The sequence below is a fragment of the Neorhizobium sp. NPDC001467 genome (assembly GCF_050275975.1).
GTDB lineage: Bacteria > Pseudomonadota > Alphaproteobacteria > Rhizobiales > Rhizobiaceae > Neorhizobium.
The window spans coordinates 96,500-121,377 of the sequence record NZ_JBNNPS010000012.1 but is presented as its reverse complement, the minus strand read 5'-3'; the positions used below and the strand labels follow the sequence as shown (position 1 = coordinate 121,377).

Annotated in this window: 29 protein-coding genes; 16 read left to right on the top strand and 13 right to left on the bottom strand. The window is 62.6% G+C overall.

The window, feature by feature from the left end; genetic code table 11:
* Window positions 1-135: 135 nt before the first annotated feature.
* From ACQKKX_RS18980 to ACQKKX_RS18965, 4 genes are all read right to left on the bottom strand, one after another.
* Window positions 136-726 (bottom strand): histidine phosphatase family protein, encoded by a 591-nt coding sequence (locus tag ACQKKX_RS18980; RefSeq protein WP_427572894.1) that lies wholly within the window; start codon window positions 724-726, stop codon window positions 136-138.
* 41 nt (window positions 727-767) lie between these two features.
* Entirely contained in the window at window positions 768-1,586 is an 819-nt protein-coding gene (fabI, locus tag ACQKKX_RS18975) for an enoyl-ACP reductase FabI (RefSeq protein ID WP_427572892.1), read from the bottom strand.
* Window positions 1,587-1,737: 151 nt separating this feature from the next.
* Window positions 1,738-2,979 carry a J domain-containing protein gene (locus tag ACQKKX_RS18970; protein ID WP_427572890.1) on the bottom strand — a complete coding sequence of 414 codons (1,242 nt, stop codon included), beginning with the start codon at window positions 2,977-2,979 and terminating at the stop codon, window positions 1,738-1,740.
* Between the two features lie 246 nt (window positions 2,980-3,225).
* Window positions 3,226-3,672, bottom strand: coding sequence for an RT0821/Lpp0805 family surface protein (locus tag ACQKKX_RS18965; RefSeq protein ID WP_427572889.1), 447 nt, complete (start codon window positions 3,670-3,672; stop codon window positions 3,226-3,228).
* A gap of 61 nt (window positions 3,673-3,733) precedes the next feature.
* Between ACQKKX_RS18965 and pdxH the strand changes: the two genes are divergently transcribed.
* Entirely contained in the window at window positions 3,734-4,354 is a 621-nt protein-coding gene (pdxH, locus tag ACQKKX_RS18960; protein WP_427572887.1) for a pyridoxamine 5'-phosphate oxidase, read from the top strand.
* Between the two features lie 9 nt (window positions 4,355-4,363).
* On the opposite strand, the gene ACQKKX_RS18955 is transcribed toward pdxH, so the two are convergent.
* From ACQKKX_RS18955 to ACQKKX_RS18925, 7 genes are all read right to left on the bottom strand, one after another.
* On the bottom strand, window positions 4,364-5,488 hold the full coding sequence (locus ACQKKX_RS18955; protein ID WP_427572885.1) for a polysaccharide deacetylase family protein: 1,125 nt from the start codon (window positions 5,486-5,488) through the stop codon (window positions 4,364-4,366).
* A 93-nt stretch (window positions 5,489-5,581) separates the two neighbouring features.
* The gene (locus ACQKKX_RS18950) at window positions 5,582-5,857 is read right to left on the bottom strand and encodes a hypothetical protein (protein ID WP_427572884.1); all 276 of its coding nucleotides are present in this window, start codon (window positions 5,855-5,857) and stop codon (window positions 5,582-5,584) included.
* A gap of 11 nt (window positions 5,858-5,868) precedes the next feature.
* Window positions 5,869-6,654, bottom strand: coding sequence for a sulfite exporter TauE/SafE family protein (locus ACQKKX_RS18945; RefSeq protein ID WP_427572882.1), 786 nt, complete (start codon window positions 6,652-6,654; stop codon window positions 5,869-5,871).
* A 208-nt stretch (window positions 6,655-6,862) separates the two neighbouring features.
* Window positions 6,863-7,357: a GNAT family N-acetyltransferase gene (locus ACQKKX_RS18940; protein ID WP_427572880.1), complete on the bottom strand. Its 495-nt coding sequence runs from the start codon at window positions 7,355-7,357 to the stop codon at window positions 6,863-6,865.
* A gap of 10 nt (window positions 7,358-7,367) precedes the next feature.
* On the bottom strand, window positions 7,368-8,783 hold the full coding sequence (gene tldD, locus ACQKKX_RS18935; RefSeq protein ID WP_427572878.1) for a metalloprotease TldD: 1,416 nt from the start codon (window positions 8,781-8,783) through the stop codon (window positions 7,368-7,370).
* Window positions 8,784-9,072: 289 nt separating this feature from the next.
* Window positions 9,073-9,576, bottom strand: a complete 504-nt coding sequence (locus ACQKKX_RS18930) for a YcxB family protein (RefSeq protein ID WP_427572877.1) — start codon at window positions 9,574-9,576, stop codon at window positions 9,073-9,075.
* Window positions 9,576-10,154, bottom strand: coding sequence for an invasion associated locus B family protein (locus ACQKKX_RS18925; RefSeq protein WP_427572875.1), 579 nt, complete (start codon window positions 10,152-10,154; stop codon window positions 9,576-9,578). Before ACQKKX_RS18925 ends, ACQKKX_RS18930 begins: the two co-directional genes overlap by 1 nt.
* 320 nt (window positions 10,155-10,474) lie before the next feature.
* On the opposite strand from ACQKKX_RS18925, the gene coxB reads away from it, so the two are divergent.
* The 13 genes from coxB (at window position 10,475) to ACQKKX_RS18860 (ending at window position 22,130) form a co-directional block, all read left to right on the top strand.
* The gene (coxB, locus tag ACQKKX_RS18920) at window positions 10,475-11,368 is read left to right on the top strand and encodes a cytochrome c oxidase subunit II (RefSeq protein ID WP_427572902.1); all 894 of its coding nucleotides are present in this window, start codon (window positions 10,475-10,477) and stop codon (window positions 11,366-11,368) included.
* Between the two features lie 14 nt (window positions 11,369-11,382).
* Window positions 11,383-13,110 carry a cytochrome c oxidase subunit I gene (ctaD, locus tag ACQKKX_RS18915; protein WP_427572873.1) on the top strand — a complete coding sequence of 576 codons (1,728 nt, stop codon included), beginning with the start codon at window positions 11,383-11,385 and terminating at the stop codon, window positions 13,108-13,110.
* A 78-nt stretch (window positions 13,111-13,188) separates the two neighbouring features.
* Entirely contained in the window at window positions 13,189-14,145 is a 957-nt protein-coding gene (cyoE, locus tag ACQKKX_RS18910; protein WP_427572871.1) for a heme o synthase, read from the top strand.
* Window positions 14,142-14,282, top strand: a complete 141-nt coding sequence (locus ACQKKX_RS18905; protein ID WP_427572903.1) for a hypothetical protein — start codon at window positions 14,142-14,144, stop codon at window positions 14,280-14,282. The genes cyoE and ACQKKX_RS18905 overlap by 4 nt, the downstream gene beginning before the upstream one ends.
* Before the next feature lie 111 nt (window positions 14,283-14,393).
* Complete coding sequence (locus ACQKKX_RS18900) at window positions 14,394-15,014, top strand: cytochrome c oxidase assembly protein (RefSeq protein WP_427572901.1); 621 nt, start codon at window positions 14,394-14,396, stop codon at window positions 15,012-15,014.
* Between the two features lie 50 nt (window positions 15,015-15,064).
* A complete protein-coding gene (locus tag ACQKKX_RS18895) occupies window positions 15,065-15,940 on the top strand; it encodes a cytochrome c oxidase subunit 3 (protein WP_427572869.1) in 876 nt (291 codons plus the stop codon).
* Between the two features lie 206 nt (window positions 15,941-16,146).
* Window positions 16,147-17,265 carry a glycosyltransferase family 4 protein gene (locus ACQKKX_RS18890; protein WP_427572867.1) on the top strand — a complete coding sequence of 373 codons (1,119 nt, stop codon included), beginning with the start codon at window positions 16,147-16,149 and terminating at the stop codon, window positions 17,263-17,265.
* A 251-nt stretch (window positions 17,266-17,516) separates the two neighbouring features.
* Window positions 17,517-18,011 (top strand): L,D-transpeptidase family protein, encoded by a 495-nt coding sequence (locus ACQKKX_RS18885; RefSeq protein ID WP_427572865.1) that lies wholly within the window; start codon window positions 17,517-17,519, stop codon window positions 18,009-18,011.
* A 41-nt stretch (window positions 18,012-18,052) separates the two neighbouring features.
* Window positions 18,053-18,961, top strand: a complete 909-nt coding sequence (locus tag ACQKKX_RS18880) for an SURF1 family protein (RefSeq protein ID WP_427572863.1) — start codon at window positions 18,053-18,055, stop codon at window positions 18,959-18,961.
* Between the two features lie 127 nt (window positions 18,962-19,088).
* Window positions 19,089-20,141, top strand: a complete 1,053-nt coding sequence (gene ispH, locus ACQKKX_RS18875; RefSeq protein WP_427572861.1) for a 4-hydroxy-3-methylbut-2-enyl diphosphate reductase — start codon at window positions 19,089-19,091, stop codon at window positions 20,139-20,141.
* A 158-nt stretch (window positions 20,142-20,299) separates the two neighbouring features.
* On the top strand, window positions 20,300-21,274 hold the full coding sequence (locus ACQKKX_RS18870) for a homoserine kinase (RefSeq protein WP_427572860.1): 975 nt from the start codon (window positions 20,300-20,302) through the stop codon (window positions 21,272-21,274).
* On the top strand, window positions 21,271-21,738 hold the full coding sequence (rnhA, locus tag ACQKKX_RS18865; protein ID WP_427572858.1) for a ribonuclease HI: 468 nt from the start codon (window positions 21,271-21,273) through the stop codon (window positions 21,736-21,738). Before ACQKKX_RS18870 ends, rnhA begins: the two co-directional genes overlap by 4 nt.
* A gap of 83 nt (window positions 21,739-21,821) precedes the next feature.
* On the top strand, window positions 21,822-22,130 hold the full coding sequence (locus tag ACQKKX_RS18860; protein ID WP_427572856.1) for a Dabb family protein: 309 nt from the start codon (window positions 21,822-21,824) through the stop codon (window positions 22,128-22,130).
* 74 nt (window positions 22,131-22,204) lie between these two features.
* Here the strand turns inward: ACQKKX_RS18860 and ACQKKX_RS18855 are convergent, their stop codons facing one another.
* Window positions 22,205-22,690 carry a peroxiredoxin gene (locus ACQKKX_RS18855; protein ID WP_427572855.1) on the bottom strand — a complete coding sequence of 162 codons (486 nt, stop codon included), beginning with the start codon at window positions 22,688-22,690 and terminating at the stop codon, window positions 22,205-22,207.
* Window positions 22,691-22,832: 142 nt separating this feature from the next.
* Complete coding sequence (locus ACQKKX_RS18850) at window positions 22,833-23,747, bottom strand: protein-disulfide reductase DsbD domain-containing protein (RefSeq protein WP_427572853.1); 915 nt, start codon at window positions 23,745-23,747, stop codon at window positions 22,833-22,835.
* A 161-nt stretch (window positions 23,748-23,908) separates the two neighbouring features.
* Here ACQKKX_RS18850 and ACQKKX_RS18845 point away from each other — a divergent pair, with 161 nt between their 5' ends.
* Together ACQKKX_RS18845 and ACQKKX_RS18840 are read left to right on the top strand one after the other, a co-directional pair.
* Window positions 23,909-24,514, top strand: a complete 606-nt coding sequence (locus tag ACQKKX_RS18845; RefSeq protein WP_427572851.1) for a YqgE/AlgH family protein — start codon at window positions 23,909-23,911, stop codon at window positions 24,512-24,514.
* 123 nt (window positions 24,515-24,637) lie between these two features.
* Window positions 24,638-24,829, top strand: coding sequence for a CsbD family protein (locus ACQKKX_RS18840; protein WP_427572849.1), 192 nt, complete (start codon window positions 24,638-24,640; stop codon window positions 24,827-24,829).
* The last annotated feature ends 49 nt before the right edge of the window (window positions 24,830-24,878 follow it).

Below are 24,878 nucleotides of genomic sequence, written 5' to 3'. Positions count from 1 at the left end.
TCGCGACTGATGCCTTCGATATAGCCTGACATTGCCACCTCCGATCGACGAAGATGATTCTACATCAGGATTGCGTTTTTACACAGCCTCGGCCGAAAGCAGACCGCAGCCTGTTCGCCCAAACCCCATGCCGCCTCAGACCCAGCCGATCTGCCGCGCATCCCGATCGATCACCAGAATCCTGTCCTGCGGGATCGGAATGCTTGCCGCGTCGTCCTCGGGCAGGTCGCCGACGAGGCGGAAGAGGGTGCGGATGACGCCGCCGTGGCATACGCACACGGTCGGCTGCTTCACGCCCTGAAGCCATGCGCCGACCCGCCATGAGAGGATTTCGTAGCTTTCCGCATCGTCGCCGGGCGGAATGAAGCCCCATTTCTGCGCCTTGCGGGCGGCGAGCCTTTCCGGTTCGCGCTCGCGCACTTCCTTCAGCGTGAACCCTTCCCAGTCCCCGAAGGAAAGTTCGCGCAGGCGCTCGTCGGTGCGGTAGTCTTTCGGGGGAAGGCCCATGGCCTTGCGCAGCAGTTCCATGGTCTCGCGCGTGCGCGCCATCGGGCTTGCGACGAAATCGAAATCGGCGACCCGATCGTCGATCAGGCCGCTCAGTTCCTCGCCGTTGGCGGTCGCCTGGGCGCGACCGAAATCATTGAGATCGATGTCCTTCTGGCCCTGAAGCCGGCCCTCGGCGTTCCAGTCCGTCTGGCCGTGGCGAATGACATAGATCAGCAATGCGGCATGCCCTCGATCCCGGTTTCAGGTCCTGGCCGGTGTCAGTCCTTGATGACCGAAATGTCCGGCGCGTCGACGGCCTTCATGCCGATCGTGTGATAGCCGCTGTCGGCGTGATGCACTTCGCCGGTCACGGAGCGCGACAGGTCGGAGAGCATGTAGAGGCCGACATCACCGACTTCCTCGATGGTGACGGTGCGGCGCAGCGGCGCGTTGTATTCGTTCCATTTGAGGATGTAGCGGAAATCACCAATGCCGGATGCGGCCAGCGTCTTGATCGGGCCGGCCGAAATGGCGTTGACGCGGATGTTCTTCGGGCCGAGGTCGACAGCGAGATATTTGACGCTGGCTTCGAGAGCAGCCTTGGCAACGCCCATGACGTTATAGTTCGGCATGACCTTTTCGGCACCGTAATAGGTCAGCGTCAGCATCGAGCCGCCATCGGTCATCAGCTTTTCGGCGCGGCGCGCGATCGACGTGAAGGAATAGACCGAGATCTGCATCGTCCTGGCAAAATTGTCGGCAGAGGTGTCGACGTACCGGCCAGTCAGCTCGTCCTTGTCGGAAAAGCCGATGGCGTGAACGATGAAATCGATCTTGCCCCATTCCTTTTCGACATTGGCGAACACTTCGTCGATCGAGGCCTCGTCGGTCACGTCGCAATGGCCGGCCATGAAGGCGCCGATTTCGGTGGCGAGCGGCTCGACGCGCTTCTTCAATGCGTCGCCCTGCCAGGTGAGAGCGATCTCGCCGCCCTGTGCGTGAATGGCCTTGGCAATGCCCCATGCGATCGAGCGGTTATTGGCGACGCCGAAGATGACGCCGCGTTTGCCTGCCATGAGGCCGGTAGCCTGAACCATGAATAGTCCCCTGAAATGCAGTGGCGAAAACCCGCCTAAAGAGTAGGTTGCCTATGGCATAGGCGGACTTGTGGTTCAAGCTTGCGGCGGATCATCTCCTGTTAGAGACCGTAACAAAGGGTGCATGACGGCGAAAACCGTCGCAGAACCGTCATACGTAGAGCCCGTGGCGCATGTGCCGCATCAGATCGGTCACCTTGTCGTCGGGCTTGTCCCACAGAACGACGCGCAGTTCCACCACCAGCTTGCCATGACCGCCCTGACCATCGGCAAGGCCAAGACCATCGAGCGTGATGCTCCGGTCGGAGCCGGACCAGGCCGGCACGGTGATCGGCACTTTGCCGCCCGGCGTCTCCACTTCGGCCTCGGTGCCGAGCACGGCGTCTTCAAGCGAGATCGGCAGCACGGTGTGCAGGTCAAACCCTTCGAGACGGAACCGCTCATGACGGGCAACCCGCACGGTCACCACCAGATCGCCGCGCGCAATGGGGGAGGGCATTCTCAGGCCCTGGCCCTTCAGGCGCACGACATGGCCGTCGGTCATGCCCGGTTCGAGCGGCAGCCGAAGGTCGCGATCTTCCGAAAGATTGAGCGGCACGGTATTGCCGGCGATCAGGTCGTCGAGGGAAACGATCACCTCTGCGGTCAGGTCCGGCGCCTTTTCCGGCGGCGTGCCGCGCCAGCGTCGTACCAGGGCTGCCACCAGTTCCACCGCCTGCATCGGCAGCGGCGGTCTGGGCGCAGCCTCGCTGCGGCCGGCAGTCTCATCGCCCGCAGCGGTCCTTTCGGAACCTGTCTCGGGTCCGGTGTCGGCGGCGGCTTCCGCACGGGTCTTCTGGCGCGCCTGTTGCTGGCCCTGCTGCTGACCTTGTTGAGGGGCCTGCTGCCGGCTCTGGGCCGCCGCCCTGTCGCGGGCGGCATCGACGGCCTCATCGCCGGAGCCGAAAATGCGCTCGATCATGTCCTCGGCATCCTCGCCCGATGCCGGCTCCGCGCCAGCCGATTTCGATCGTGCCGAAGCCTGGCCATGAGAGGCGGTCTGGGCTTCGTGCGCCTGGTTTCGGGCGCGCTGCGCATTGGCGCGCGCCAGTTCCTCCATCACCTTTTCAGCATTGGCGCGGGCGGCCCTGGCGCGCTCCTCGGCCTGCCTTGCGGCCTCGCGCTGCTGCATGATGGTCTGGTGCATGTCGGCGGCGCGGTCGTAACGGCGGCGCTTGTCGGGGTCCTTCAGCACGTCATAGGCCTGGCCGATCTCGGCAAAGCGTCCGGTCGCGCTCGGATCGTCGAGATTGTGATCGGGATGCACGGATTTCGCCTTCGAGCGCCATGCGGCCTTGATTTCGTCGGCGCCCGCGGTCCGTTTGACGCCGAGGACGGAATAGGGATCGCGCATGACGCACCACCGGTTACTGATTGGCGGCGGGTCCGCGATCATCCTGGACCCCCGTGCGGAAACAACTCTTGCACGACGCTGTCGGTTCCTCATGTCCGCTCAGCGCCGGCGTAATGAGCAGAGGCTAGCAGAGCAACCGCTAAGGAGAGGTTGAAAATCAAGGTAAACGGCGAGAGCCGCAGGGCTTTGCGGGGGGCGATATAAGCATGCGCGCCCGCAGTTGCCGACCGCGCTTGCTGACAGCCGTTATTGGCGGTCGAACGCCGTCAGCATCCAGCTGCCATTGTTGGTCAGACAGGTCTGGCCGGTAAATTGCGCAATGCCTTCAAAGGAATGGCGCGTGGTGGTAAAGTCGCGGCAGATATGGCCTTGCGTGCGGGCCTCGCGGATGGAGGAAACCACGCCGGCGCTGCCTGTCGTGGTATTGGCCCAGGGAAGCGGCGACATCGAGACCTTCGAAAGGTCGGCCGAGGATACGGCATTCTGCACCGTCACCTCGTCGGAAAGCGCGGTCGGATTGCGCTTGGCCGGAATGGTGCCGGTCGACATGCGGTCGACCTTGCTGCCGCCGAACAGGTCGAGCGAGCTCGTGCAGCCCGAAAGCATGACAGCAAGACCGAGAATTGCCAGGCCTTTTGCCGCAAACGCGCGCGTCTTGCTTGTGCGGCCGACTGTCTTTGCTATCAATGCCAACTTGCGTCCACTTCGAGATTGTTACGGATGCACTTCACAGATCAGGAGCATTTTCGTCAATATGACAGAAGTTGAGTTAACATCCGGTGACTTCACCGAGGAAAACGAACCATTTTCGCTGTTCGGTGCGTGGTTGCGGGACGCCACAGCCTCAGAGATCAACGATCCGAACGCCGTTGCGGTTGCAACCGTCGATGAAGACGGCCTGCCGAATGTGCGCATGGTTCTGTTGAAGGGCTATGACGAGCGCGGGTTCGTCTTCTACACGAATTTCGAAAGCCAGAAAGGGCGCGAAATTCTGGGCCAGAAAAAGGCCGCCATGGTGTTTCACTGGAAATCGCTGCGCCGTCAGGTGCGGCTGCGCGGCGAGGTCGAGGTCGTTTCCGACCAGGAAGCCGACGACTATTACGCAACGCGTCCGCGCGGCAGCCGCATCGGCGCCTGGGCATCGAAACAGTCGCGGCCGCTCGAAGGGCGATTCGCGCTCGAAAAGGCGGTGGCCGAATATACGGCGCGCTATGCGATCGGCGATATTCCACGCCCCGCCCACTGGTCCGGTTTCCGCATCAGGCCAGTCTCGATGGAATTCTGGCACGACCGGCCGTTTCGCCTGCACGACCGCGTGGAATTTCGCCGCGACACGCCCGAGGGGGATTGGCAGAAGGTGCGGATGTACCCGTAAAGGCGCCGTTCAGCCGACCACTTCGCCGGCGGGTGAGAGCTTGCCGTCGCCGGCGCTTACCGGCTTGCGCGACAGCGCAAAGGGCAGGCCGGAGGCCAGCGCCGAAACGTAGCGCGGCACCTGATAATAGCCGTTGAGCGAAATGCGCGGCAGGGCGGTCATGCGCTCGCGCAGATCGTCGGCGAGCGTGCCCGGCCGGGTGGTGACGGCAAGCTCGAAACCGAGATCGCGGGCAAGCGCGGTGTCGCGTTCGCTAACGGCCCGTTGCGTGCCGTAGGGATAGGCGAAACTCTTCGGTCGCCGGCCGAATGCCGCCTCCATCCATTCGATGCCGGCAAGCATTTCGCGCCGCGCTTCCGATGCCGGCAACTGCGCAAGCGAACGGTGGCTGACGGTATGGGCGCCGAGGCAGGCCAGCGGATGCTGCGAAAGCGCCCGCAATTCCTCGACATCCATCGTCAGTTGTCGGGTAATGTCCAGCGCATCGATGCCGTGGCGGGCCGTCAGCGCATCCACCACCGCCACCTGTTCGGTTTCGCTGCCGGCTGCGATGAAGCGTGAAAAATGGTCGAAGGCATCGAGCTTGTCGGTTGCCGTCCGAAGCGGCAGGGTGATCTCGCCACGCCCGGAATGTGCGCCGAAATCGAAACGGATTTCCGGCAGCGCGTTGAGCAGCGCCGCCAGCGTTTCCCACCACATGCCATGGCTGCGGGTCGCAAATCCCTGGGTAACGAAAATGGTGAAAGGCACGCCATGGCGTTCGAAGACCGGCAGCGCATGTTCGACATTGTCGCGATAACCGTCGTCGAGCGTGAAGGCGGCAAAGGGTTTCGCACCCTCGACCGGCCGCCGCATGCGCGCCGCCACATCGGAAAGCGACAGGAATTCATAGCCATCCGCCTTCAGCCGGCGGATGGCGCTGTCGAGAAATTCGGGCGTGATATCCAGATGAGCATTCGGCTCGGCCGGATGCCCCTCGGGCGGACGCACATGGTGCAGCGTGAAAATGGCGCCGCGCCCGCGTGCGGAGGGCATGATTTTCGCGCGCGCACCCATCGCGGCGGTCTCCAGCCCGCCGGCAATCAGCGCCCGCTTGACGCTGCGGCGCCAGACTGCGTCAAACCTGCCTGTCATCCTATCGCACCACCCCCAGATGTGATTGTGTGAAGGAAACTAGCGCCGTTGTCTTAAGCGTTGTTAAAGATTGCCCGGCGGATCACCGCCGCGTCACGCAATGACCCACAAGAGAGCGAGGGCCGATACGTCGAGGGCAAGGAGCGCAAGGCCCGCGAACAGGGGAAGCCGGTCGCCATGCGTTGCCCAGCGCAGCGATGTCACGGAAACGATGCAAAGCGAGACCGGAAGGCCTGCGACAACAGTGTGCAGCCAGCCCCAGGACGATCCCCGTTCGTCGTAACCCATGGCAATCAGCATGAGCGACCACGGCGCCGTCATGAGCGCCGCCAGAAGGGCCACGATGGATGGAATGTAACGGCTGCGCATGGCCAGACCCTTCACCGCCATCCGTCCCACAAGGGCAAGCCTACCACGCCCGCCATTGCGATCAATCCGAAACAGATAAGCCGGAACGTCCTTTCGCTGGCAATGCCGAAGAGATGCGATCCGAGATAAAGGCCTGCGCCATAACCCGGCGCGATGACGGCGGCGAGCAGCACCACTTCGAGCGTCAGAATGCCGCTGACGATATAGGAGGTTGCCGAAATCACCGTCGCCAGCGCAAAATAGACGACCAGATTGGCGCGCACCATCTGCGGCGCAATTGCGCCGCCCAGCCAATAGGCGACGACGGGCGGGCCCGACATCTGCGCCGCACCGCCGAAAAGCCCGGCCAGCCAGCCGACACCGATCGTCAGCGGCACTTTCGGACGGCCATGGTAGCGCCAGCCGGAGATGAGGAAGGCGAGCAGCAGCAGAACGACGATGGAAATGATCCAGCGCAACGTGACCGGGGGACTAAGCGCCAGAAGGGCGGTGCCGAGCGGCACGCCAAACAGGGCGCCGATCAGCATCGTGCCAACCTCGCGGCGGTTGGCCTTTTTCCATGCGGCCGGCACCATGCCGAGTGTCGTCGTGCTGTCGATGAGGAGAAGAAGCGCCGAGGCGATTTTCGGGCTCATCGCGGCACCGGCGAGCGGCACGAAGATCAGCGCGCCGCCAAAGCCGGAAAAGCCGCGCGCCAAGCCGGCAATGGTGGCGGCGGCGAAGACGAAGGCGACCTGGGTCCAGTTCTGGCCGGGCAGAAAGGCGTTGAGTGTCTCAAGCAGGGTATTGAGGGACATGGTGGACGGGTCGCTGCGGTGGGTTTGGAGCCGCCACCTGCCCGCCTTTCTCGCGCCAAGTCAAACAACTGGTTTTGATGGGTATATCATCGCGAGAGGGGCCTTTTCCTGTAGTGGTGCGGGCGGATATGACATTGCGATACGAACGAGAAGACGTCGCGATGCCTGTCGGACTGCGGCGCCTTCACGAGGAAAAGTCACCAGGCAGCTATCGTCGCACCCCACGCCGGTAAAACCGCGTATCCACCTGCATGAACAGAAACGCCTCCGGCAGGTCCGCCTTGTCCACCTGCACGAAGCCGTGCTTTTCATAGAACCGGTGGGCGGCGAGGAATTTGTCGGTCGTGCCGAGGAGGATTTCGTTCACGCCCACATCCCTGGCATGCGCAAACAGCCGCTCGAGCAATCTTGCCGCGGTGCCGTGCTCACGGCCGCGCGCACCCGCCGCCACGAACATCTTTCGCAGTGTCGCCTGACCGTTACCGATATCCTTCAATCCGATCGTGCCGACGATCACGCCGTCCTTCTCCGCCACCCAGAACCCGCCTTTGCCGGTCTGGTAGAAATCGGGAATGACGGCGAGGTCCGGCTGGTCTCCCGCCGTAATATCAAAGCCGAATTCTTCGCGCTGGATCGGCAGGATGACCGAAATCACGCCGTCCTTGTCCTGCGGTTCAAAAGGCCGGACGGTGATCTCGCTCATCTGAAAATCCTCAGGCCTTGGTGCCGCCGACCGTTACCTGATCCATGCGCAGATGCGGCTGGCCGACGCCGACCGGCACCCACTGGCCGGCCTTGCCGCAATTGCCGATGCCGGTATCGAGCGCCATGTCGTTGCCGACCATGGAAATGCGCTTCATCGCATCCGGGCCGTTGCCGATCAGCATGGCGCCCTTCACCGGTGCGCCCAGCTTGCCGTCTTCGATCATGTAGGCCTCGGTGCAGCCGAACACGAATTTGCCCGAGGTGATATCCACCTGGCCGCCGCCGAAGGACACGGCATAGATGCCCTTCTTCACCGACGCGATGATCTCTCGCGGGCTCTTGTCGCCACCGAGCATATAGGTGTTGGTCATGCGCGGCATCGGCACATGCGCATAGCCCTGACGGCGACCGTTGCCGGTTGGTTTCATGCCCATCAGGCGGGCGTTCTGCCGATCCTGCATGTAGCCGACCAGACGGCCGTTCTCGATCAGCACGTTATAGGCGGAGGGCGTGCCTTCATCGTCCACGGTGATCGAGCCGCGACGGCTGTCGATCGTGCCGTCATCGACGACGGTAACGCCGGGGGCGGCGACCATTTCGCCAAGCAGGCCGGCAAAGGCCGAGGTTTTCTTGCGGTTAAAATCGCCTTCCAGCCCGTGGCCGACGGCCTCGTGCAGCATCACGCCCGGCCAGCCGTTTCCAAGCACGATATCCATCGTGCCGGCCGGCGCATCGATCGCCTCGAGATTGACCAGTGCCTGTCGCAGCGCATCGTCGGCGCCGTTCTTCCAGTTGCCGTTTTGCACGAACTCGCCAAAGCTGACGCGGCCGCCAGTGCCGAAGGAGCCGCTTTCCTGCCGGTCACCTTCACCGACGACAACGGAAATGTTGACGCGCGTCATCGGGCGCACATCCTGCACGCGATGGCCATCGGCGCGCAGGATATCGACCACCTGCCAGGAGGCAGCGATTGAGGCGGAGACCTGCCGCACTTTCGGGTCCTTGTCGCGCAGATAGGCGTCGATTTCGGCCAAGAGTTTTGCCTTGGCTTCGAAACTCGGTTCGCCGATCGGGTTTTCGTCGCCGTAATATTTCTTGTTCGTGCGTTGCGGGGCGGCGGCGTATGAGCCGGAATAACCGGAGGTGACGGCACGCACGGCATCGGCCGCGCGCTTCAGCGCGGCTTCGGAAAGGTCGCCCGAATGGGCATAGCCGACCGCTTCACCGGCCACGGCGCGCAGGCCAAAACCCTGGTCGGTGTTGAACGAACCACCCTTCAGCCGGCCATTGTCGAAGGCCAGCGATTCCGCCTGCGCATGCTCGAGATAAAGCTCGCCGTCATCGGCGCCTGAAAGCGTCTGCGCCAAAATCTCGCGCAGTCTGGTTTCATCGACGTCGAACAGGTTGAGAAGGTCGGTGTTCATGCATGCTCCTTGGCGGCCTTATCGCGCCTTCCGGTTCGGATGAGGGCAAATCGCTGCACCAAACCGAAATATGTCAGGAATCCGATGTAGGTCCGTCATGGGGAGGACGCAAGTCTGACCTTCGCCTCAGTGCTGTCCGATGATGTCGCCAACCCCTCCGCCGTCATCCTCCCCTCCGCCGTCATCCTCGGGCTTGACCCGAGGATCTGCAACGGCCTGAAATCATCGATGTGGTTAGATCCTCGGGACGAGCCCGAGGATGACGGAGAGCTTGGCCGTGGCGCAAGTCTCAAGCCTTTTGCGCCACCACCATCTGCGCCGCGCGTGCCTTCAGATAGGCCTGCACCATGTCCGGCATGCCAGCTTTCGGAAACGTGTCGAACACGGTCGTATCCGTGAAGATCATGAACGCATTCGGCAGTTCCCAGATTTCCGTCACGTCGCGCCAAAGCATTTGGCCTTCGCCGATCTCGGAGACCACGGCAATGCCATCGGCATCGACGGTCACTTCAGCCGTGCGGCGGTGCCGTTTCAGCGTGCGGGTAATCAGCATGCGCTGGAAGGTGAAAACGCAGATGAAGGGTGCGACGGCGAGCAGCAGCAGCACGGCGGCAAACACGTCATTGCCGCCGGTGCCCAGCAGGTAGACGGAAAAGGCCGCCATCAGCGCTGCGATCACCCACATCATCCGCTGCTCGGCAAAAGCCCGCCGCCGGATGAAGGCGCGGGCGGAGTCTCTTACGACGCCGTCGTCATAGGCCAGGGTAAAGCGCTGGCTTTCGAAGGATGCCATTACGGCAGCGAGTCGTAGCCGGGGCCAAAACCGGTCAGCTCGATCGGAATGCCGACGCGGTCCTGATCGACCGATTCACGCAGGGCAAACACGGCGCTCTTGCCGGCGCGCAGGATGCGCATCAGCTCGTCGTCGATCTCGACCTCGACATAACAGCCCTCGTTGAAGCAACGGGTAAAATAGGCGCGGCCGATATTGTTGTTGTCGACGTAGAGCTCCATGCCGTCCTTCAACAGCACGCCGAGCGGCGCGAGGATGCGCAGGATTTTCGACTTCTGGTCGGCGGTCTTCAGGACGACGACGGACAGGCCCACTTCCGGGCGGTCGTCGGCGATCACGTTCTGCATCAGCGCGCATTGTTCCGATGCCGCACCGGCCGGCTTGTCGCAGAGCACGGACCAGGCGCCGTGGCTGCCGCGCACATTGCCGGGCTGCTGCGGCGTGGCGGCTTCCGGCCGCGGCTGCTTTTCGTTCGGCGTCGGCGGCGCCAGCTGGGCGAATGCCGGAAAGGCAAGGCCGGCGACCAGCGCTGCAACGCAGACGGACAGGACACGGTGGCGGATTAGGCGAAGCGCCATGAAAACCTCAAGATATCGAATCACGGCGCCATTGTTGTCGCCGACCTCAGGAATGAAAAGCCTCGCGCCGTCTTTCCAGCCGAGTGCGGCGAAAGTGGGACTGCGGACTTCGAACGGACCGGGCCTGATCTAGCCGGGTTCCGCCATCCTCGCAAGGGTTTGAAACTGCGCGCAAAGATTGTGTAAAGGCGGGCTAAAATGCCGCAGCGCCTCAGCCGGGCGCGTATTGCGGCATAACGCAAATTATGATTGAACCGAAGAGTGTCGCAGGGAAACTGCATTCTGATTTGAGCCGGATCAAAATGCGAGGGAGGTGCATGATGATTTCGAGGGCTTTCGCGGGGGTCGGCACGCTGATCTGTCTGCTCTTGGCGACCGTCGCTGTCGCCGATCAACCTAAACCCTGGCAACTGGATCTGCAGGAGCCGGTGACGCCGATCATGCACCAGATCAGGTGGTTCAATCATTACTCGCTGTGGTTTGTGGTGCCGATCACGCTGTTCGTTCTGGCGCTGTTGATCGTCGTGGCGGTGAAATTCCGCGCCGCGAAACATCCGGTCGCCTCGCGCACCAGTCACAATACGGCGATCGAGATCGTCTGGACCATCGCCCCGGTGCTGATCCTGCTGTTTCTCGCCATTCCCTCGTTCAATCTTTTGAACGCGCAGCTGACCATGCCGGAAAATCCGGATGTCACGGTCAAGGCGACCGCCACCCAGTGGCAGTGGAATTACGAATATGAGGGCGGCGACAATCCGCTCGCCTTCGACAGCTACATGCTGAAGGAGCCCGACCGCGCCGCCGCCGGCAAGCAGGACATGACGGTCTATCCGCGCCTTCTCGCCGTCGACAATGAAGTGGTTCTGCCGGTGAACAGGACCGTGCGCATGCTGGTGACGGCCGCGCCCACCGATGTCATCCACGCCTTTGCCATGCCCGCCTTCGGTGTCAAGATCGATGCCGTGCCCGGTCGCCTGAACGAGACCTGGTTCAAGCCGGAAAAGGAAGGTCTGTATTACGGCCAGTGTTCCGAGCTTTGCGGCAAGGACCACGCCTTCATGCCGATCGCCATCCGGGTCGTGTCGCAGGACAGGTACGACAGCTGGAAGGCTGCCGCCGCAGCCGATCTGCCCGCCGCCAACAGGGCCTTGATGGCCGCAACCGATGCACCCGCGAATGGTGGTGATGCATCCGTTGCCGTGGCTGCGAAGTAAGGGGAGGGAGAATCATGGCCGGACATACCGATCACAGCGATCACGCTCATTCCGATCATGGCGTCGCCCGCGGCCACGCCGATGGCCACGGACATGCGCATGACGATCACGCCCATCATCATCACCACACGCCGTCCTTCTTCACGCGGTGGTTCCTGTCGACCAACCACAAGGATATCGGCACGCTCTACCTGATCTTCGCGATCATGGCGGGCATTGTCGGCGGCCTGATGTCGGTTGCCATGCGCATGGAACTGCAGGAACCCGGCATCCAGATCTTTCACGGTCTGGCGGCAATGGTTTACGGTTTTGAGGGCGATGCCGCCATCGATGGCGGCAAGCACATGTTCAATGTGTTCACGACCGCACATGCGCTGATCATGATCTTCTTCATGGTCATGCCGGCGATGATCGGCGGTTTCGCCAACTGGATGATCCCGATCATGATCGGCGCGCCGGACATGGCGTTTCCGCGTCTGAACAACATATCGTTCTGGCTGATCGTGCCGGCCTTCCTCTTGCTGGTGCTATCGATGTTCGTCGAAGGCCCGGCAGGCGCCTATGGCGCGGGTGGCGGCTGGACCATGTATCCCCCGCTCGCCAGTTCCGGCCAGCCGGGACCGGCGGTGGATCTCGCGATCTTCGCGCTGCACGTGGCCGGTGCCTCGTCGATTTTGGGCGCCATCAACTTCATCACCACGATCCTGAACATGCGCGCGCCGGGCATGACCATCCACAAGATGCCGCTGTTCGCATGGGCCGTTCTGGTCACGGCGTTTCTGCTGCTTCTGTCGCTGCCGGTTCTGGCGGGTGGCATCACCATGCTGCTGACCGACCGCAATTTCGGCACCAGCTTCTTTTCGCCGGAAGGCGGCGGTGACCCGATCCTTTACCAGCACCTGTTCTGGTTCTTCGGTCACCCGGAAGTCTATATCCTGATCCTGCCCGGTTTCGGCATCATCAGCCACATCATCTCCACCTTCTCGAAAAAGCCGGTTTTCGGTTATCTCGGCATGGCCTATGCCATGGTGGCGATCGGTGCGGTCGGCTTCATCGTCTGGGCCCACCACATGTACACGGTCGGGCTTTCGCTCGACGCACAGCGTTACTTCGTCTTCGCAACCATGGTCATCGCGGTGCCAACAGGGGTCAAGATCTTCTCGTGGATCGCGACGATGTGGGGTGGCTCAATCACGTTTGCGACGCCGATGGTCTGGGCGATCGGCTTCATCTTCCTGTTCACGGTCGGTGGCGTGACCGGCGTGCAGCTCGCCAATGCCGGCCTCGACCGCTCGCTGCACGATACCTATTATGTCGTCGCGCACTTCCATTACGTGCTGTCGCTCGGCGCCGTCTTCGCCATCTTCGCGGGCTGGTATTACTGGTTCCCGAAAATGACCGGCTACATGTATAACGAGTTCGTCGGGAAACTGCATTTCTGGGTGATGTTCGTCGGTGTGAACCTGGTGTTCTTCCCGCAGCATTTCTTAGGCCTCGCCGGCATGCCGCGCCGTTATATCGATTATCCGGATGCGTTCGCGGGCTGGAACTATGTCTCCTCGATCGGCTCCTACATCTCTTTTGTGGGTGTACTGATCTTCCTCTTCGGCGTATGGGAAGCCTTCGCAAGGAAGCGCGTCGCGGGCGATAACCCGTGGGGAGAGGGCGCAACCACGCTGGAATGGCAGCTGTCTTCACCGCCGCCCGTCCACCAGTGGGAACAGCTGCCGCGCATCAGGTAAGCACTTGATACACTCTGGGGGGAGGCAGCGCAGCGATTGCGCCGCCTTCGCCATTCGATACGAGAACAGGACCACCGCATGACCGTCATTCAGGATCACGACACATTCGGAGCCGAGCAGGCGTCAGGCCTGTCGGAAGCCAATGCGCGCGATTTCTTCGAACTCCTGAAGCCGCGCGTCATGTCGCTGGTCGTGTTTACCGGCTTTGTCGGCATGGTACTGGCACCCGGCCACATCAACCCGATCCTCGGCGCCATCGCCATTCTCTGTATCGCCGTCGGCGCGGGCGCGTCCGGCGCGCTCAACATGTGGTATGACGCGGATATCGACAAGGTGATGACCCGCACCGCCAAGCGGCCGATCCCGGATGGCCGCGTGCAGCCGCGCGAAGCCTTGGCTTTCGGCTTGACGCTGTCGGTGTTTTCGGTCGCGATCCTCGGTCTGGCCGTCAACTGGTTCGCCGCCGGCCTGCTCGCCTTCACCATCTTCTTCTACGCCGTCGTCTATACGATGTGGCTGAAGCGTTCGACGCCGCAAAACATCGTCATCGGCGGCGCGGCCGGCGCCTTTCCGCCCATGCTGGGCTGGGCCTGCGTCACCGGCGACGTGTCGCTCGACAGCACCATCCTGTTCATGATCACCTTCCTGTGGACCCCGCCGCATTTCTGGGCTCTGGCGCTCTTCAAGATGCGCGATTACGGTTCCGTCGGCATTCCGATGATGCCGAATGTCGTTGGCGAGCGTTCCACCAAGCGGCAGATGTTCGTCTATACGCTGCTGACCTTTGCGGTTGCCGTCGCGCCGGCCTTCACCGGTCTTGCCAGCATCGGCTACGGCATCTTTGCCGGCGCTTTGAGCGCCATCTTCACCTTCTATTCCATCCTCGTGCTGCGCATGCCGGATGGCGATGAAAAGATGGTGCCGGCGAAAAAGATGTTCTTCTATTCCATCTTCTATCTGTTTGCGATTTTCAGCGCGCTGCTGGCCGATCGCTGGCTGGCTGGCCTCTGGCCGCTGCTTGGAGCAGGCGGATGATCGAAACGGTCAAGCTCAATGAGGCGCAGAAGAAATCCAGACGGGGGCGCAATATCGCGCTGGGTCTGGTGCTCGCAGGCCTGGTGGTGCTGTTCTATATCGTAACGCTGATCAAGATCGGCGGCTTCGCAAACTGACGGGAGGCAGGGTTGACGGAGGAGACAGGGAGGAGGGAGCCGGGTTCGCCCGCTGACGGCGGCATCCCGGCTGGCGTCGAAAACGGTTCCGCGCGGGCAAGCCCGACGCGTATGAGCCCAAACGGCCTGAGCGCAAACGCCATGAGCCCCAAGCGCATGAGCAATGGCGCGATCATGGCGTCCTGCTTCGTCTTTACCTTTGGCATGGTCGGTGCTGCCTATGCATCCGTGCCGCTCTACCGGCTGTTCTGCCAGGTCACCGGCTATAACGGCACTACCCAGCGCGTCGAACAATATTCCACCCGCATTCTCGACCGACAAATCCGCGTCACCTTCGACGCCAACACGTCGAACGGCCTCAACTGGGACTTTCGCCCCGTCGATCGTTCCATCGAGCCGAAGATCGGCGAGACGGTGCAGATCGCCTACAAGGCAACCAACCGCTCCCCGCATGACGTGACGGGCACGGCTGTGTTCAACGTCACGCCGATGGAGGCGGGCGCCTATTTCAACAAGGTCCAGTGTTTCTGCTTCACCGAAACGACACTGAAACCGGGCGAGACGCTCGACATGCCGGTGGTGTTCTTCGTCGATCCGGATATCGCCACGGCCGAGGAAACCAAACATATCCGCACGATCACGCTATCCTACACATTCTACCCCAGCACGCCGGCGGCAAAGCCCGTGGCGGCCTTGCCGGGCAGGAACGCAGCGGACGGCAGGAAACTGTAAGAGGGTCCGCCCTTATCGGCGGAAAAAGCTTCAGGTCAGGGGAGTGAGACATGGCCGACACGCATCAGAAACAGCATGACTACCATATCATCGACCCCAGCCCCTGGCCGTTCCTGGCCTCGATCGGCGCTTTCATCCTCACCTTTGGCGGCGTCGGTTACATGCGCTATCTGCATGGCGGCGAATTCAAGATGTTCGGGCTGAACTTCGCCACGCCATGGCTGTTCTTCATCGGGCTCGCCATCGTCGTCTACACCATGTTCGGCTGGTGGGCGGACACGATCAGGGAGGGCCGCGAGGGCCACCATACCCGCGTCGTGTCGCTGCACCTGCGCTACGGCATGATCATGTTCATCGCCTCGGAGGTGATGTTCTTCGTGGCGTGGTTCTGGGCGTTTTTCGATGCCAGCCTGTTTTCCAACGAGGCAATCCAGGCCTCGCGGGTGGAATTCACCGGTGGCCAGTGGCCGCCCAAGGGCATCGAGGTACTCGATCCCTGGCACCTGCCGATCTACAATACCGTCATCCTTCTCCTGTCCGGAACCTGCGTCACCTGGGCGCATCACGCGCTTCTGCATGGCGACCGCAAGGGCCTCATCAACGGTCTGGCGCTGACGGTGGCGCTCGGCGTGCTGTTTTCCTGCGTGCAGGCCTACGAATACATGCACGCGCCGTTCGATTTCAAAAGCTCGATCTACGGCGCCACCTTCTTCATGTCGACGGGCTTTCACGGCTTCCACGTTCTGGTCGGCACCATCTTTCTGGCCGTTTGCCTGATCCGCGCGCTGACCGGCGGCTTCACCCCGCAAAAGCATTTCGGTTTCGAGGCGGCCGCCTGGTACTGGCACTTCGTCGACGTCGTCTGGCTGTTCCTGTTCTTCGCGATCTATATCTGGGGCGATTGGGGCGCGCCTCTGGCTCACTGAGATCGTCGTTCCTGCTCGAAAAGGCTTCTGTCGGGGCCTGCCGCGCGCCTTGTCCCGGTGCCGGCACGCCGATCGACGGGACGGGGACAAGGCGGCGGCCGGCCGGCATCCGCCTTGTCTCTCTCCGTCAAAACCCGCCTTCTGCCGACGCGTTGCCGCTCCCCCGGTCCGGTTTGCGTTGTACTACCCCCCAGGCATGCCGAAAAATGCAGATCCATCATTTTTTCAGCCACGATTACGAGCAGAAGACAGGCGGCTGGATCTACAATCGCCGGCTGACCGGCTGGGTCGACCGCCATTTCGGCAACCTGCGGGAAATGACGGTGCCGGCCTGCTTTCCAAGCCCGGAAGCGGCGGTGCTTGCGCAGATCGCCGCGATGTTCGACGCGGTCGAAGCCGGCGCGGTTCTGGTGATGGACCATGTCTATGCCTGCATGCTGCTGCCGATCCTTTCGGAACGGCCGTTCAAGCTGGTGCTGATCTATCATCATTCGCTGAGCGAGGAGCGCGGTCAGCCGCAGGCCGCAGCCGATCGCGACAGCATCGAGCGATCGGCGCTGGAACTGGCCCATCTCGTCATCGTCACGTCGAAAGATAGCTGCGATTATGTCACCCGCCATCACGGCGTCGCTGCCGACAGGGTCATCACCGCCCAGCCCGGCAACGATCCGGTGCCACAAAGTCCGGCGCATGGCGCGGGGGCATGGCAGCTTCTCTCCGTCGGTGCCGTCATTCCGAGAAAGCGCTACGAGTTTCTGGTCGAGGCGATGGCAACTCTGCTTCCGGCGGATGCAAACCGGGGCGCACGCCGGGCGCCATCCGCGCCTTCGGTGACGCAAGACGCCGGCAGCCTGTCGCCAGAGCCTCTACCCGGCTGGCGTCTTACCATCGTGGGCAATACCGAGCGTTACCCGGATTACGTTGCCGAACTTCGCGACGTGATTGAGACGCAGGGTCTTGGCCGCATGATAACGCTTGCCGGAGAACTGCCGGCCGCCGCCCTCGAAACGCTCTGGGGCCGTACGCATCTTTATGTCGCCTCCTCCTTCTACGAAGGCTATGGCATGGCCATATCCGAGGCGATCTGTCGGGGCGTGCCGGTTCTCTCGACGCCCTCGGGTGCCGTCGCCGGATGGGCCGCGCAAGCGGTGACGCTGGTCGATGCGCAAGATCCGCGCGCGATGGCCGCAGCGATCGCGGCCATCATCGCCGATCCCGCCCTTTACGGCGCGGCCCGTAAAAAGGTCGCCCGCCAGGCTGTCGCACTGCCTTCCTGGGAGGAAAATCTCGCCCGCGTCGGGGAGGGGCTGCGGCGGTTGGCGTGAGCGGATATCCCGGCGGGATCGTATCGTGGCGGGATCGTATCGCGGTCATCGCGACGCGGGCGCCCGCCTGTCGAGACCGATGCCGGATCAGGGACGGAATGCAGGACTGAAGTCATGACGAAAGCTTTCGCCGGCACGCTGCCCTTTTGTCCGGGCCTTTTCGCCATCCGACCGCCTTTTTCCTCTGGAATCCATCGTCGTGCCCGTCCAGATCCCATGCCCGTCCCCGTACAACAGGAAGCCTGTCACACATGCACCACGTCCTGCGCTGGCCGGTTTTGGCCCTGGTCCTGTTCACCGCCGCATCCGCCGCCGCGGCGCAATCCGTCACCCATGTTCTGGTCATGAAGTCCGAGCGCCGCATGCAGATCATGGATGGTGAAACGGTGGTCAAAACCTATGCGGTCGCGCTCGGTGGCGCGCCGGTTGGGCACAAGCAGAAAGAGGGTGACAGGCGCACGCCCGAGGGCCGTTACCTGCTCGACTGGCGCAATCCCGACAGCGGCTACCATCGCTCCATCCATGTCTCCTATCCGAGCCCAGCCGATACGGCCCGGGCCGCCGCGGCCGGCGAAGACCCTGGCGGCATGATCATGATTCATGGCCAGCGAAACCACTTCGGCTGGCTTGCGCCGCTTACCCAGTGGTTCGACTGGACCGACGGCTGTATCGCCGTCACCAATGCCGAAATGGACGAGATCTGGGATCTGGTCGAAAACGGCACGCCGATCGAGATCAGACCGTGATACGGTCTTGGCGGTGAGGAGACCGGAATGAGAAGGCCGTGATGAACGATCGGGAGAAGGGTTCGGTTGTGAAGGCTAAGGCGGGGACAGATATGGCGCAGGCCCAAGTGCCGCCAACTGAAGTGCCGCCAGCTGAGGTGCCGTCAGCTGAAGTGCCGCGGGCCGATGCGCCGGGTGGGCCGTCTCGTGGCCGCGCCATTCTCGCCGGCGCTCTCGTGCTTGTCTGTCTTGCCGTCCTTGTGTCGCTCGGCGCATGGCAGGTCGAGCGCCTGCAGTGGAAGGAAGGACTGATTGCGAAAATCACGGAGCGCCGTGACGCCGCACCGGTGCCGCTTTCCGCCATCGAGGCTGCGGGCAAGCGGGGCGAAGATATCGAATTCCGGCGCGTGGAAATTTCCGGCACGTTCGATCATGCCGGGGAACGGCATTTCTTCGCCACCCATCAGGGCCAGCCCGGGTTCTACGTCTATACGCCGCTGACACTCGATGATGGCCGCACGCTGTTCGTCAATCGCGGTTTCGTGCCCTACGAGATGAAGGAAGCCGCCCGGCGCGAACAGGGGCAGGTGGCGGGGGTGGTCAGCCTTACCGGTTATGCGCGCCAGAAACTTGCCGCAAAACCCTCGTCGCTGGTGCCGGATAACGATCTGGCGAAAAACATCTTCTACTGGAAGGACATTGCCGCCATGACCGCGAGCGCCGGGCTCGATGCCGCGCGGGTTCTGCCCTTCTTCGTCGATGCCGATGCGACGACGAAGAATCCCGGCGGCTTTCCCGTCGGTGGCGTTACGCAGTTCGATCTGCCCAATAATCACCTGCAATATGCGCTGACTTGGTACGGGCTGGCGCTGGCGCTGTTGGGCGTGGTTGCAGGCCTGTGGCTGAAACGCCGCCGTCATCCGGCCGCCTCTTCAAAAGCGATCGCCTCCACGGAAACAACAGCGTCGTGAAGGCCGTCCTTTCGCCGGTTCGGCAAATTTTGTTTGGCGCATCCGGCCCGGCTCGCCTATATGGAACGCCAAGAGGCCCTCTATCGCGGCTTGCCCTCAAGGGCCTGGCCCCTTCGTGTGGAACGCAATGAATATTCAGGTGACCGAACAGGCCGACGCACGGCCTCTTGATGCCAAGCCCGAACTGACGATCCGTCTGTGCGGTCCACGCGGTTTCTGTGCCGGTGTCGATCGCGCCATCCAGATCGTCGTTCTGGCGCTGAAAGCCTATGGCGCGCCGGTCTATGTTCGCCACGAGATCGTGCATAACCGCTATGTCGTCGAAGGGCTGGAGGCCAAGGGCGCGATCTTCGTCGAGGAACTCAACGAGATCCCCCCCGACCATCGTCAGCAGCCGGTCGTCTTTTCCGCCCATGGCGTGCCGAAATCGGTGCCGGAAGATGCCCAGTCGCGCAATCTCTTCTATCTCGACGCCACCTGCCCGCTGGTCTCGAAGGTGCACAAGCAGGCGATGCGCCACCAGCGCCTCGGCCGCCATGTCATTCTGATCGGCCATGCCGGCCATCCCGAAGTGATCGGCACGATGGGGCAATTGCCGGAAGGGACCGTTTCGCTGGTCGAAACCGTTGCGGATGCCGATGTCTACATGCCTATCGATCCGGACAATCTCGGTTTCGTCACCCAGACCACGCTGTCGGTCGACGATACGGCCGGCGTTATCGCTCGGCTTCAGGAGCGTTTCCCCAAGCTTCAGGCGCCGGCGGCCGACAGTATCTGCTACGCCACCACCAATCGTCAGGAAGCGGTCAAGCAGGCGGCCGAAGGCTGCGACCTGTTCATCACCGTCGGTGCGCCGAATTCCTCCAATTCCAAGCGCCTCGTCGAAGTGGCGCTGCGCGCCGGCGCAAAACGCTCCATGCTGGTGCAGCGGGCGTCTGAGCTGAACTGGGACGAGATCGGCAATATCCGCACGCTCGGCATCTCTGCCGGCGCTTCCGCCCCCGAAGTCATCGTCGACGAGATCATCGAGGCGTTTCGAACCCGGTTTGATGCCAGGGTGGAACTTGCGATCACCACCGAAGAGACCGAGAATTTTCTTGTCAATCGCGAGCTTCGCGAGGTTCCGCTGACGCAGGAAGACATGGCCTGGGTCAATGGCGTACGGCCGCTTTCGGTATAGGCCGAAACGACGCGATCTCGGGCATCTATCAATATGCCGCGTTGCCCCGATATCTGGTCATAAGGCAGGATATCTGGTGGCCTTCGCCTCCGAACGGATTGCGCAAATTGTCCGGCACGCGATACTGCCGGGCCATGAAAAATTTGTGAGAAAACACATTGGCCGTCTATACCGACATCACCGAAACCGACCTCAAGAATTTCCTTGGCCAGTATGACGTCGGCGCGCTGACATCCTACAAGGGCATCGCCGAAGGCGTCGAGAATTCGAATTTCCTCCTGCATACAACGAAGGATCCGCTGATCCTCACGCTCTATGAGAAGCGCGTGGAGAAATCCGATCTGCCCTTCTTCCTCGGCCTGATGCAGCATCTGGCCGATCGCGGCCTCAACTGCCCGCTGCCGCTGCCGCGCAAGGATGGTGAACTTCTGGGCGAATTGTCGGGCCGTCCGGCGGCGCTGATTTCGTTTCTCGAAGGCATGTGGCTGCGCAAGCCCGAGGCGAAACATTGCCGCGAAGTCGGGGCGGCGCTGGCGCGCATGCACCTGGCCGGCGAGGGGTTCGAGATCAGACGGCCGAACGCGCTGTCGCTCAAAGGCTGGGTTACGCTCTGGCAGAAATCCGCTGATCGCGCCGACGAGGTGGAGCCCGGCCTGCAGGACGAGATTGCTGGCGAGCTCGATTACCTGTCTGCCCATTGGCCGAACAACCTGCCTTCCGGCGTCATCCATGCCGATCTGTTTCAGGATAACGTGTTCTTCCTCGGTGATGAGCTGTCGGGCCTGATCGATTTCTATTTCGCCTGCAACGACATGCTGGCCTATGACGTCTCGATCTGCCTCAATGCGTGGTGTTTCGAAAAGGACGGCGCCTATAACGTCACCAAGGGCAAGGCGCTGCTCGAAGGCTACCAGTCGGTGCGACCGCTGAGCGCCGATGAACTCGCCGCCCTGCCGACCCTTGCGCGCGGATCGGCGCTGCGTTTCTTTCTTACCCGCCTTTACGACTGGCTGACGACGCCGGAAGGCGCGCTGGTGGTCAAGAAGGACCCGCTCGAATATCTGCGCAAGCTGCGCTTCCACGCGGCGGTCGATACTGTTGCCGCCTACGGCATTTCCGGAGAGATGGCATGAAACAGGTCGAGATCTTCACCGATGGCGCCTGTTCGGGCAATCCCGGCCCCGGCGGCTGGGGCGCCATCCTGCGCTATGGCGAAACGCTGAAGGAACTCAATGGCGGCGAGGCGCAGACCACCAATAACCGGATGGAACTGCTGGCGGCGATTTCGGCGCTCGATGCGCTCAAGAGCGCCTGCGAGGTCGATCTTTATACCGACAGCAAATATGTCATGGACGGCATATCGAAATGGATTTTCGGCTGGAAGAAGAATGGCTGGAAGACCGCTGACAAGAAGCCGGTCAAGAATGGCGAACTCTGGCAGCGGCTCGATGCCGCAAACCAGCGCCACGAGGTGAAATGGCACTGGGTCAAGGGCCATGCCGGCCATCCCGAAAACGAACGCGCCGACGAGCTGGCCCGCCTCGGCATGGCGCCGTTCAAGACGTCCTCGCTCGGGCGGTCGCTTCTGGTGAAATAGGCCGGTCCGTGCCCGGCCGCTCTATTGGCGCAGCGGGCCGGGCAACCTATCTCTGAGCGGACGATTTCCGGAGAACCGATCCCATGATCCTGCACACCGTCCTCATCCGCTTCAAGAGCACCACCGACAAGGCCCGCAAGAAGGAGATCTTCGATGCGGCGGCCGCGCTGAAGGACAGGCTTTCCGGCATTGTCGACATCCGCTTTGGCCCCAATGTGTCGCCCGAGGGGCTGGGCGGCGGTTTCGAGGATGCGCTGGTCGTCACGTTCGAAACGGCCGAGGCGCGTGACGCCTATCTCGCCCATCCCGATCACGTGGCGCTGGGCGAACGGATCGTGGCCGCCGCCGAGGGCGGGCTGGCGGGTCTTCTGGTCTTCGATCTGGAGATATGAGAAAGGGCGCCGGAAGCGCCCTTCGCGTCTGCGGTGCCGCCTGGCCAGCTGACCGCTGCTGGCCGCCGACCGGCTTAGAGCCTGTCGAGCATCGCCTGGGCACCGGAAACAGTGGCCTGTCCGGGGCTGTCCTCGATATCGAGCGACTTGACCACGCCGTCCTCGACCAGCATCGCATACCGCCTGGAACGGACGCCGAGCCCGCCGGCGGAAAGGTCCGCGTCAAGCCCGATGGCCCTGGTGAAGGCCGCGTCGAAATCGGCAAGGAAATGGATCTTGCCAAGGCCGCCGGACTGTTGCGCCCAGGCGCCCATCACATGCCAGTCGTTGACGGAAACGACGGCGATCTCGTCGACCCCCTTGGCGATCAGCGCCTCGCGATTTTCCAGATAACCGGGCAGGTGGTTGAGCGTGCAGGTGGGCGTGAACGCGCCGGGCACGGCAAACAGCACGACGCGCTTGCCGGCAAACAGATCCTCGGTCGTCACCTCGGCGGGGCCGTCCGCCGTCTTTTCCCTGAAAGTCGCCTGCGGCAGCTTCTCGCCGATCGAAATCGTCATGTCGGTCTCCTGTGTGCGCATTCCTGACAAAGGTCAGGCGCGCCGACTATAGGCGGCGCGACGATCTTGGCAAGGCGCGGCAGGCACGAGCGATAACGCAAAGCCGGGCAGGAGAGCTACAGCAAACCAGGCGACGTCCTGTTCAGTCGAAGGCCAGCGAAGTCTGCATGGACCGGGTGCCGGCGATCACCAGAATGGTCCATCGCTTGCCGCGCATCTCGTATCTGACGGGCAGGCGCGCGATCGGCATGTCGACCATGTAACTGTCGCCCTCGCGCCGCCCGCCCGCCTCGTCGAACAGCACGTAGCCTTCCGGTCCTGTCACCAGAACCTGCGGCGGCGCGCGCGTGCCCTGCGGCAAACGCAACGCCAGTTGCAGGGTCTTCTGTGCGTCCGTCAGCGCATAATGAGTGACGGCGAAATCCATCGAGGGCGGATCCGGCAGGAAGGCGCCAGCCCGCTGGAGGATCATGAATTCCTCCGGCGGCGTTATCGGCTGCGGTTTCAGCTGCAGCGCAAAATCCGCCTGGAAGGGAATGCATATCTCGCGGCAAAGGCCGATGAAGCCCGAGACCGTCACGGGTTGCGGCGTCTGCGGATCGGCGACCGTCAGTTCGAACGGCAGCGTCACGGGCTTGTCGTATCCGATATCGAGAAGCTTGCCGTCGCCGACGCGACGCGGCACCGGAAATTCGATGTCGCCGATCGTTGCCGCGGCACCGTCGGCCAGCGACAGTCTGGGCGGGATGCCGGCCTCGCCCGGTTCGCGCCAATAGGTGATCCAGCCCGGCTTCGGCTCGATCTCCAGCCCGCCGCGCACCCGTCCGGCCGCATCCGGCGGCAGGGTGACGATGCGCATCCGCCCGCCTTCGTTCTGCGCCCATGCCGTCGTTTCCGCTGTGGCGGCGACCGGCAGGCACACGGGCGCGGCAAGCCCGGCGACGACGAGCGCAAAAGCGCTGACCCGGCCAATGAGGGCGGCGGAAGACCGGACCGCGCGGCGGATCGGCCGGGCACGGCTGGCAATGGTATCCGGATAGGGCAGGGTGATGCTCATCCCTCTGCACCTATTGCATCTTGCCGGTGCGGGCCAGTCAACATCACAAAAACCCAATCATTTTCGGTTGATTGCAGCCGATGCGTGACCCATGTTGCTTTGATAGACGCAAACTGACGCTACCCGTCGGCACTCCGGCCGGGTAGCAGGCTGGAGGCAGGATGGATTTCCCGACGCTTGGAGACAAACGCGAACGCGGCTTTCTCGACGGTCAGTTCCTGATTGCCATGCCGGGCATGGAGGATGGCAATTTCGCGCGCGCGGTTGTCTATATCTGTGCCCATTCGGCCGATGGCGCCATGGGCTTCATCATCAACCGGCCGCAGCAGATTTCCTTTGTCGACGTGCTTCTGCATCTCAAGATGCTCGACGAGCACGATGCCATCCTCTTGCCCGAAAAGACCCGCGCCTTCCCGATCCTGTCGGGCGGGCCCGTGGAAACGGGCCGCGGCTTCGTGCTCCATTCGGACGATTATGTCGGCGACAGCAGCATTCCGATCAGCGACGAGATTTCGCTGACGGCGACGCTCGACGTCATTCGCGCCATCAGCGAGGACCGCGGACCGGCACGCGCCACGATGATGCTGGGCTATGCCGGCTGGGGACCGGGGCAGCTCGAGGCCGAGATTGCCGGCAATGGCTGGCTGAACTGCCCGGCCACCGAGGCGATGATCTTCGACCACGGCCTGGAGGGCAAATACGAACGTGCGCTTGCCTCGATGGGGGTGAGCCCGGCCATGCTGTCGACGGATAGCGGTCACGCCTGATCGGCCATGCGCGGCCGCGAGGGCAAGTGGTCTTCGCGCCCGGCGGAACAAAAAAACATGTCGCTCGTTGTTTGTGCAGACACGGTGCCGAAGAAAAAAGCACCACAACCAAGGAGAACGACAATGGGAAGCACCGCTGACAAGATGGCCGGCAAGGGCAACGAAGTAGCAGGCAAGGTCAAGCAGGCCGCCGGCAAGGCGACCGACAACGACTCCCTGCGCGCCAAGGGTGCTGCCCAGGAAACCAAGGGCCACGCCCAGCAGGCCAAGGGCAAGGCCAAGGAAGGCGTCAAGGACATCGTCGATCGCGCCTGATCCGATGTCTTGATGCAGACCGGCGCCTTTGCGGGTGCCAGCGACGTCC

Excerpts from the sequence above, each read along its gene's own strand:
- ACQKKX_RS18900 (WP_427572901.1), top strand. The coding sequence starts at position 14,394 with ATGAGCCCAAACGGCCTGAGCGCAAACGCCATGAGCCCCAAGCGCATG.
- ispH (WP_427572861.1), top strand. The coding sequence starts at position 19,089 with ATGAATATTCAGGTGACCGAACAGGCCGACGCACGGCCTCTTGATGCC.
- pdxH (WP_427572887.1), top strand. The coding sequence starts at position 3,734 with ATGACAGAAGTTGAGTTAACATCCGGTGACTTCACCGAGGAAAACGAA.
- ACQKKX_RS18880 (WP_427572863.1), top strand. The coding sequence starts at position 18,053 with ATGAACGATCGGGAGAAGGGTTCGGTTGTGAAGGCTAAGGCGGGGACA.
- ACQKKX_RS18860 (WP_427572856.1), top strand. The coding sequence starts at position 21,822 with ATGATCCTGCACACCGTCCTCATCCGCTTCAAGAGCACCACCGACAAG.
- ACQKKX_RS18970 (WP_427572890.1), bottom strand. The coding sequence starts at position 2,979 with ATGCGCGATCCCTATTCCGTCCTCGGCGTCAAACGGACCGCGGGCGCC.
- coxB (WP_427572902.1), top strand. The coding sequence starts at position 10,475 with ATGATTTCGAGGGCTTTCGCGGGGGTCGGCACGCTGATCTGTCTGCTC.
- ACQKKX_RS18940 (WP_427572880.1), bottom strand. The coding sequence starts at position 7,357 with ATGAGCGAGATCACCGTCCGGCCTTTTGAACCGCAGGACAAGGACGGC.
- ACQKKX_RS18895 (WP_427572869.1), top strand. The coding sequence starts at position 15,065 with ATGGCCGACACGCATCAGAAACAGCATGACTACCATATCATCGACCCC.
- ctaD (WP_427572873.1), top strand. The coding sequence starts at position 11,383 with ATGGCCGGACATACCGATCACAGCGATCACGCTCATTCCGATCATGGC.
- ACQKKX_RS18890 (WP_427572867.1), top strand. The coding sequence starts at position 16,147 with ATGCAGATCCATCATTTTTTCAGCCACGATTACGAGCAGAAGACAGGC.
- ACQKKX_RS18845 (WP_427572851.1), top strand. The coding sequence starts at position 23,909 with ATGGATTTCCCGACGCTTGGAGACAAACGCGAACGCGGCTTTCTCGAC.
- rnhA (WP_427572858.1), top strand. The coding sequence starts at position 21,271 with ATGAAACAGGTCGAGATCTTCACCGATGGCGCCTGTTCGGGCAATCCC.
- ACQKKX_RS18955 (WP_427572885.1), bottom strand. The coding sequence starts at position 5,488 with ATGACAGGCAGGTTTGACGCAGTCTGGCGCCGCAGCGTCAAGCGGGCG.
- ACQKKX_RS18850 (WP_427572853.1), bottom strand. The coding sequence starts at position 23,747 with ATGAGCATCACCCTGCCCTATCCGGATACCATTGCCAGCCGTGCCCGG.
- ACQKKX_RS18925 (WP_427572875.1), bottom strand. The coding sequence starts at position 10,154 with ATGGCGCTTCGCCTAATCCGCCACCGTGTCCTGTCCGTCTGCGTTGCA.
- ACQKKX_RS18950 (WP_427572884.1), bottom strand. The coding sequence starts at position 5,857 with ATGCGCAGCCGTTACATTCCATCCATCGTGGCCCTTCTGGCGGCGCTC.
- ACQKKX_RS18945 (WP_427572882.1), bottom strand. The coding sequence starts at position 6,654 with ATGTCCCTCAATACCCTGCTTGAGACACTCAACGCCTTTCTGCCCGGC.
- ACQKKX_RS18905 (WP_427572903.1), top strand. The coding sequence starts at position 14,142 with ATGATCGAAACGGTCAAGCTCAATGAGGCGCAGAAGAAATCCAGACGG.
- fabI (WP_427572892.1), bottom strand. The coding sequence starts at position 1,586 with ATGGTTCAGGCTACCGGCCTCATGGCAGGCAAACGCGGCGTCATCTTC.
- ACQKKX_RS18840 (WP_427572849.1), top strand. The coding sequence starts at position 24,638 with ATGGGAAGCACCGCTGACAAGATGGCCGGCAAGGGCAACGAAGTAGCA.
- tldD (WP_427572878.1), bottom strand. The coding sequence starts at position 8,783 with ATGAACACCGACCTTCTCAACCTGTTCGACGTCGATGAAACCAGACTG.
- ACQKKX_RS18930 (WP_427572877.1), bottom strand. The coding sequence starts at position 9,576 with ATGGCATCCTTCGAAAGCCAGCGCTTTACCCTGGCCTATGACGACGGC.
- ACQKKX_RS18855 (WP_427572855.1), bottom strand. The coding sequence starts at position 22,690 with ATGACGATTTCGATCGGCGAGAAGCTGCCGCAGGCGACTTTCAGGGAA.
- cyoE (WP_427572871.1), top strand. The coding sequence starts at position 13,189 with ATGACCGTCATTCAGGATCACGACACATTCGGAGCCGAGCAGGCGTCA.
- ACQKKX_RS18885 (WP_427572865.1), top strand. The coding sequence starts at position 17,517 with ATGCACCACGTCCTGCGCTGGCCGGTTTTGGCCCTGGTCCTGTTCACC.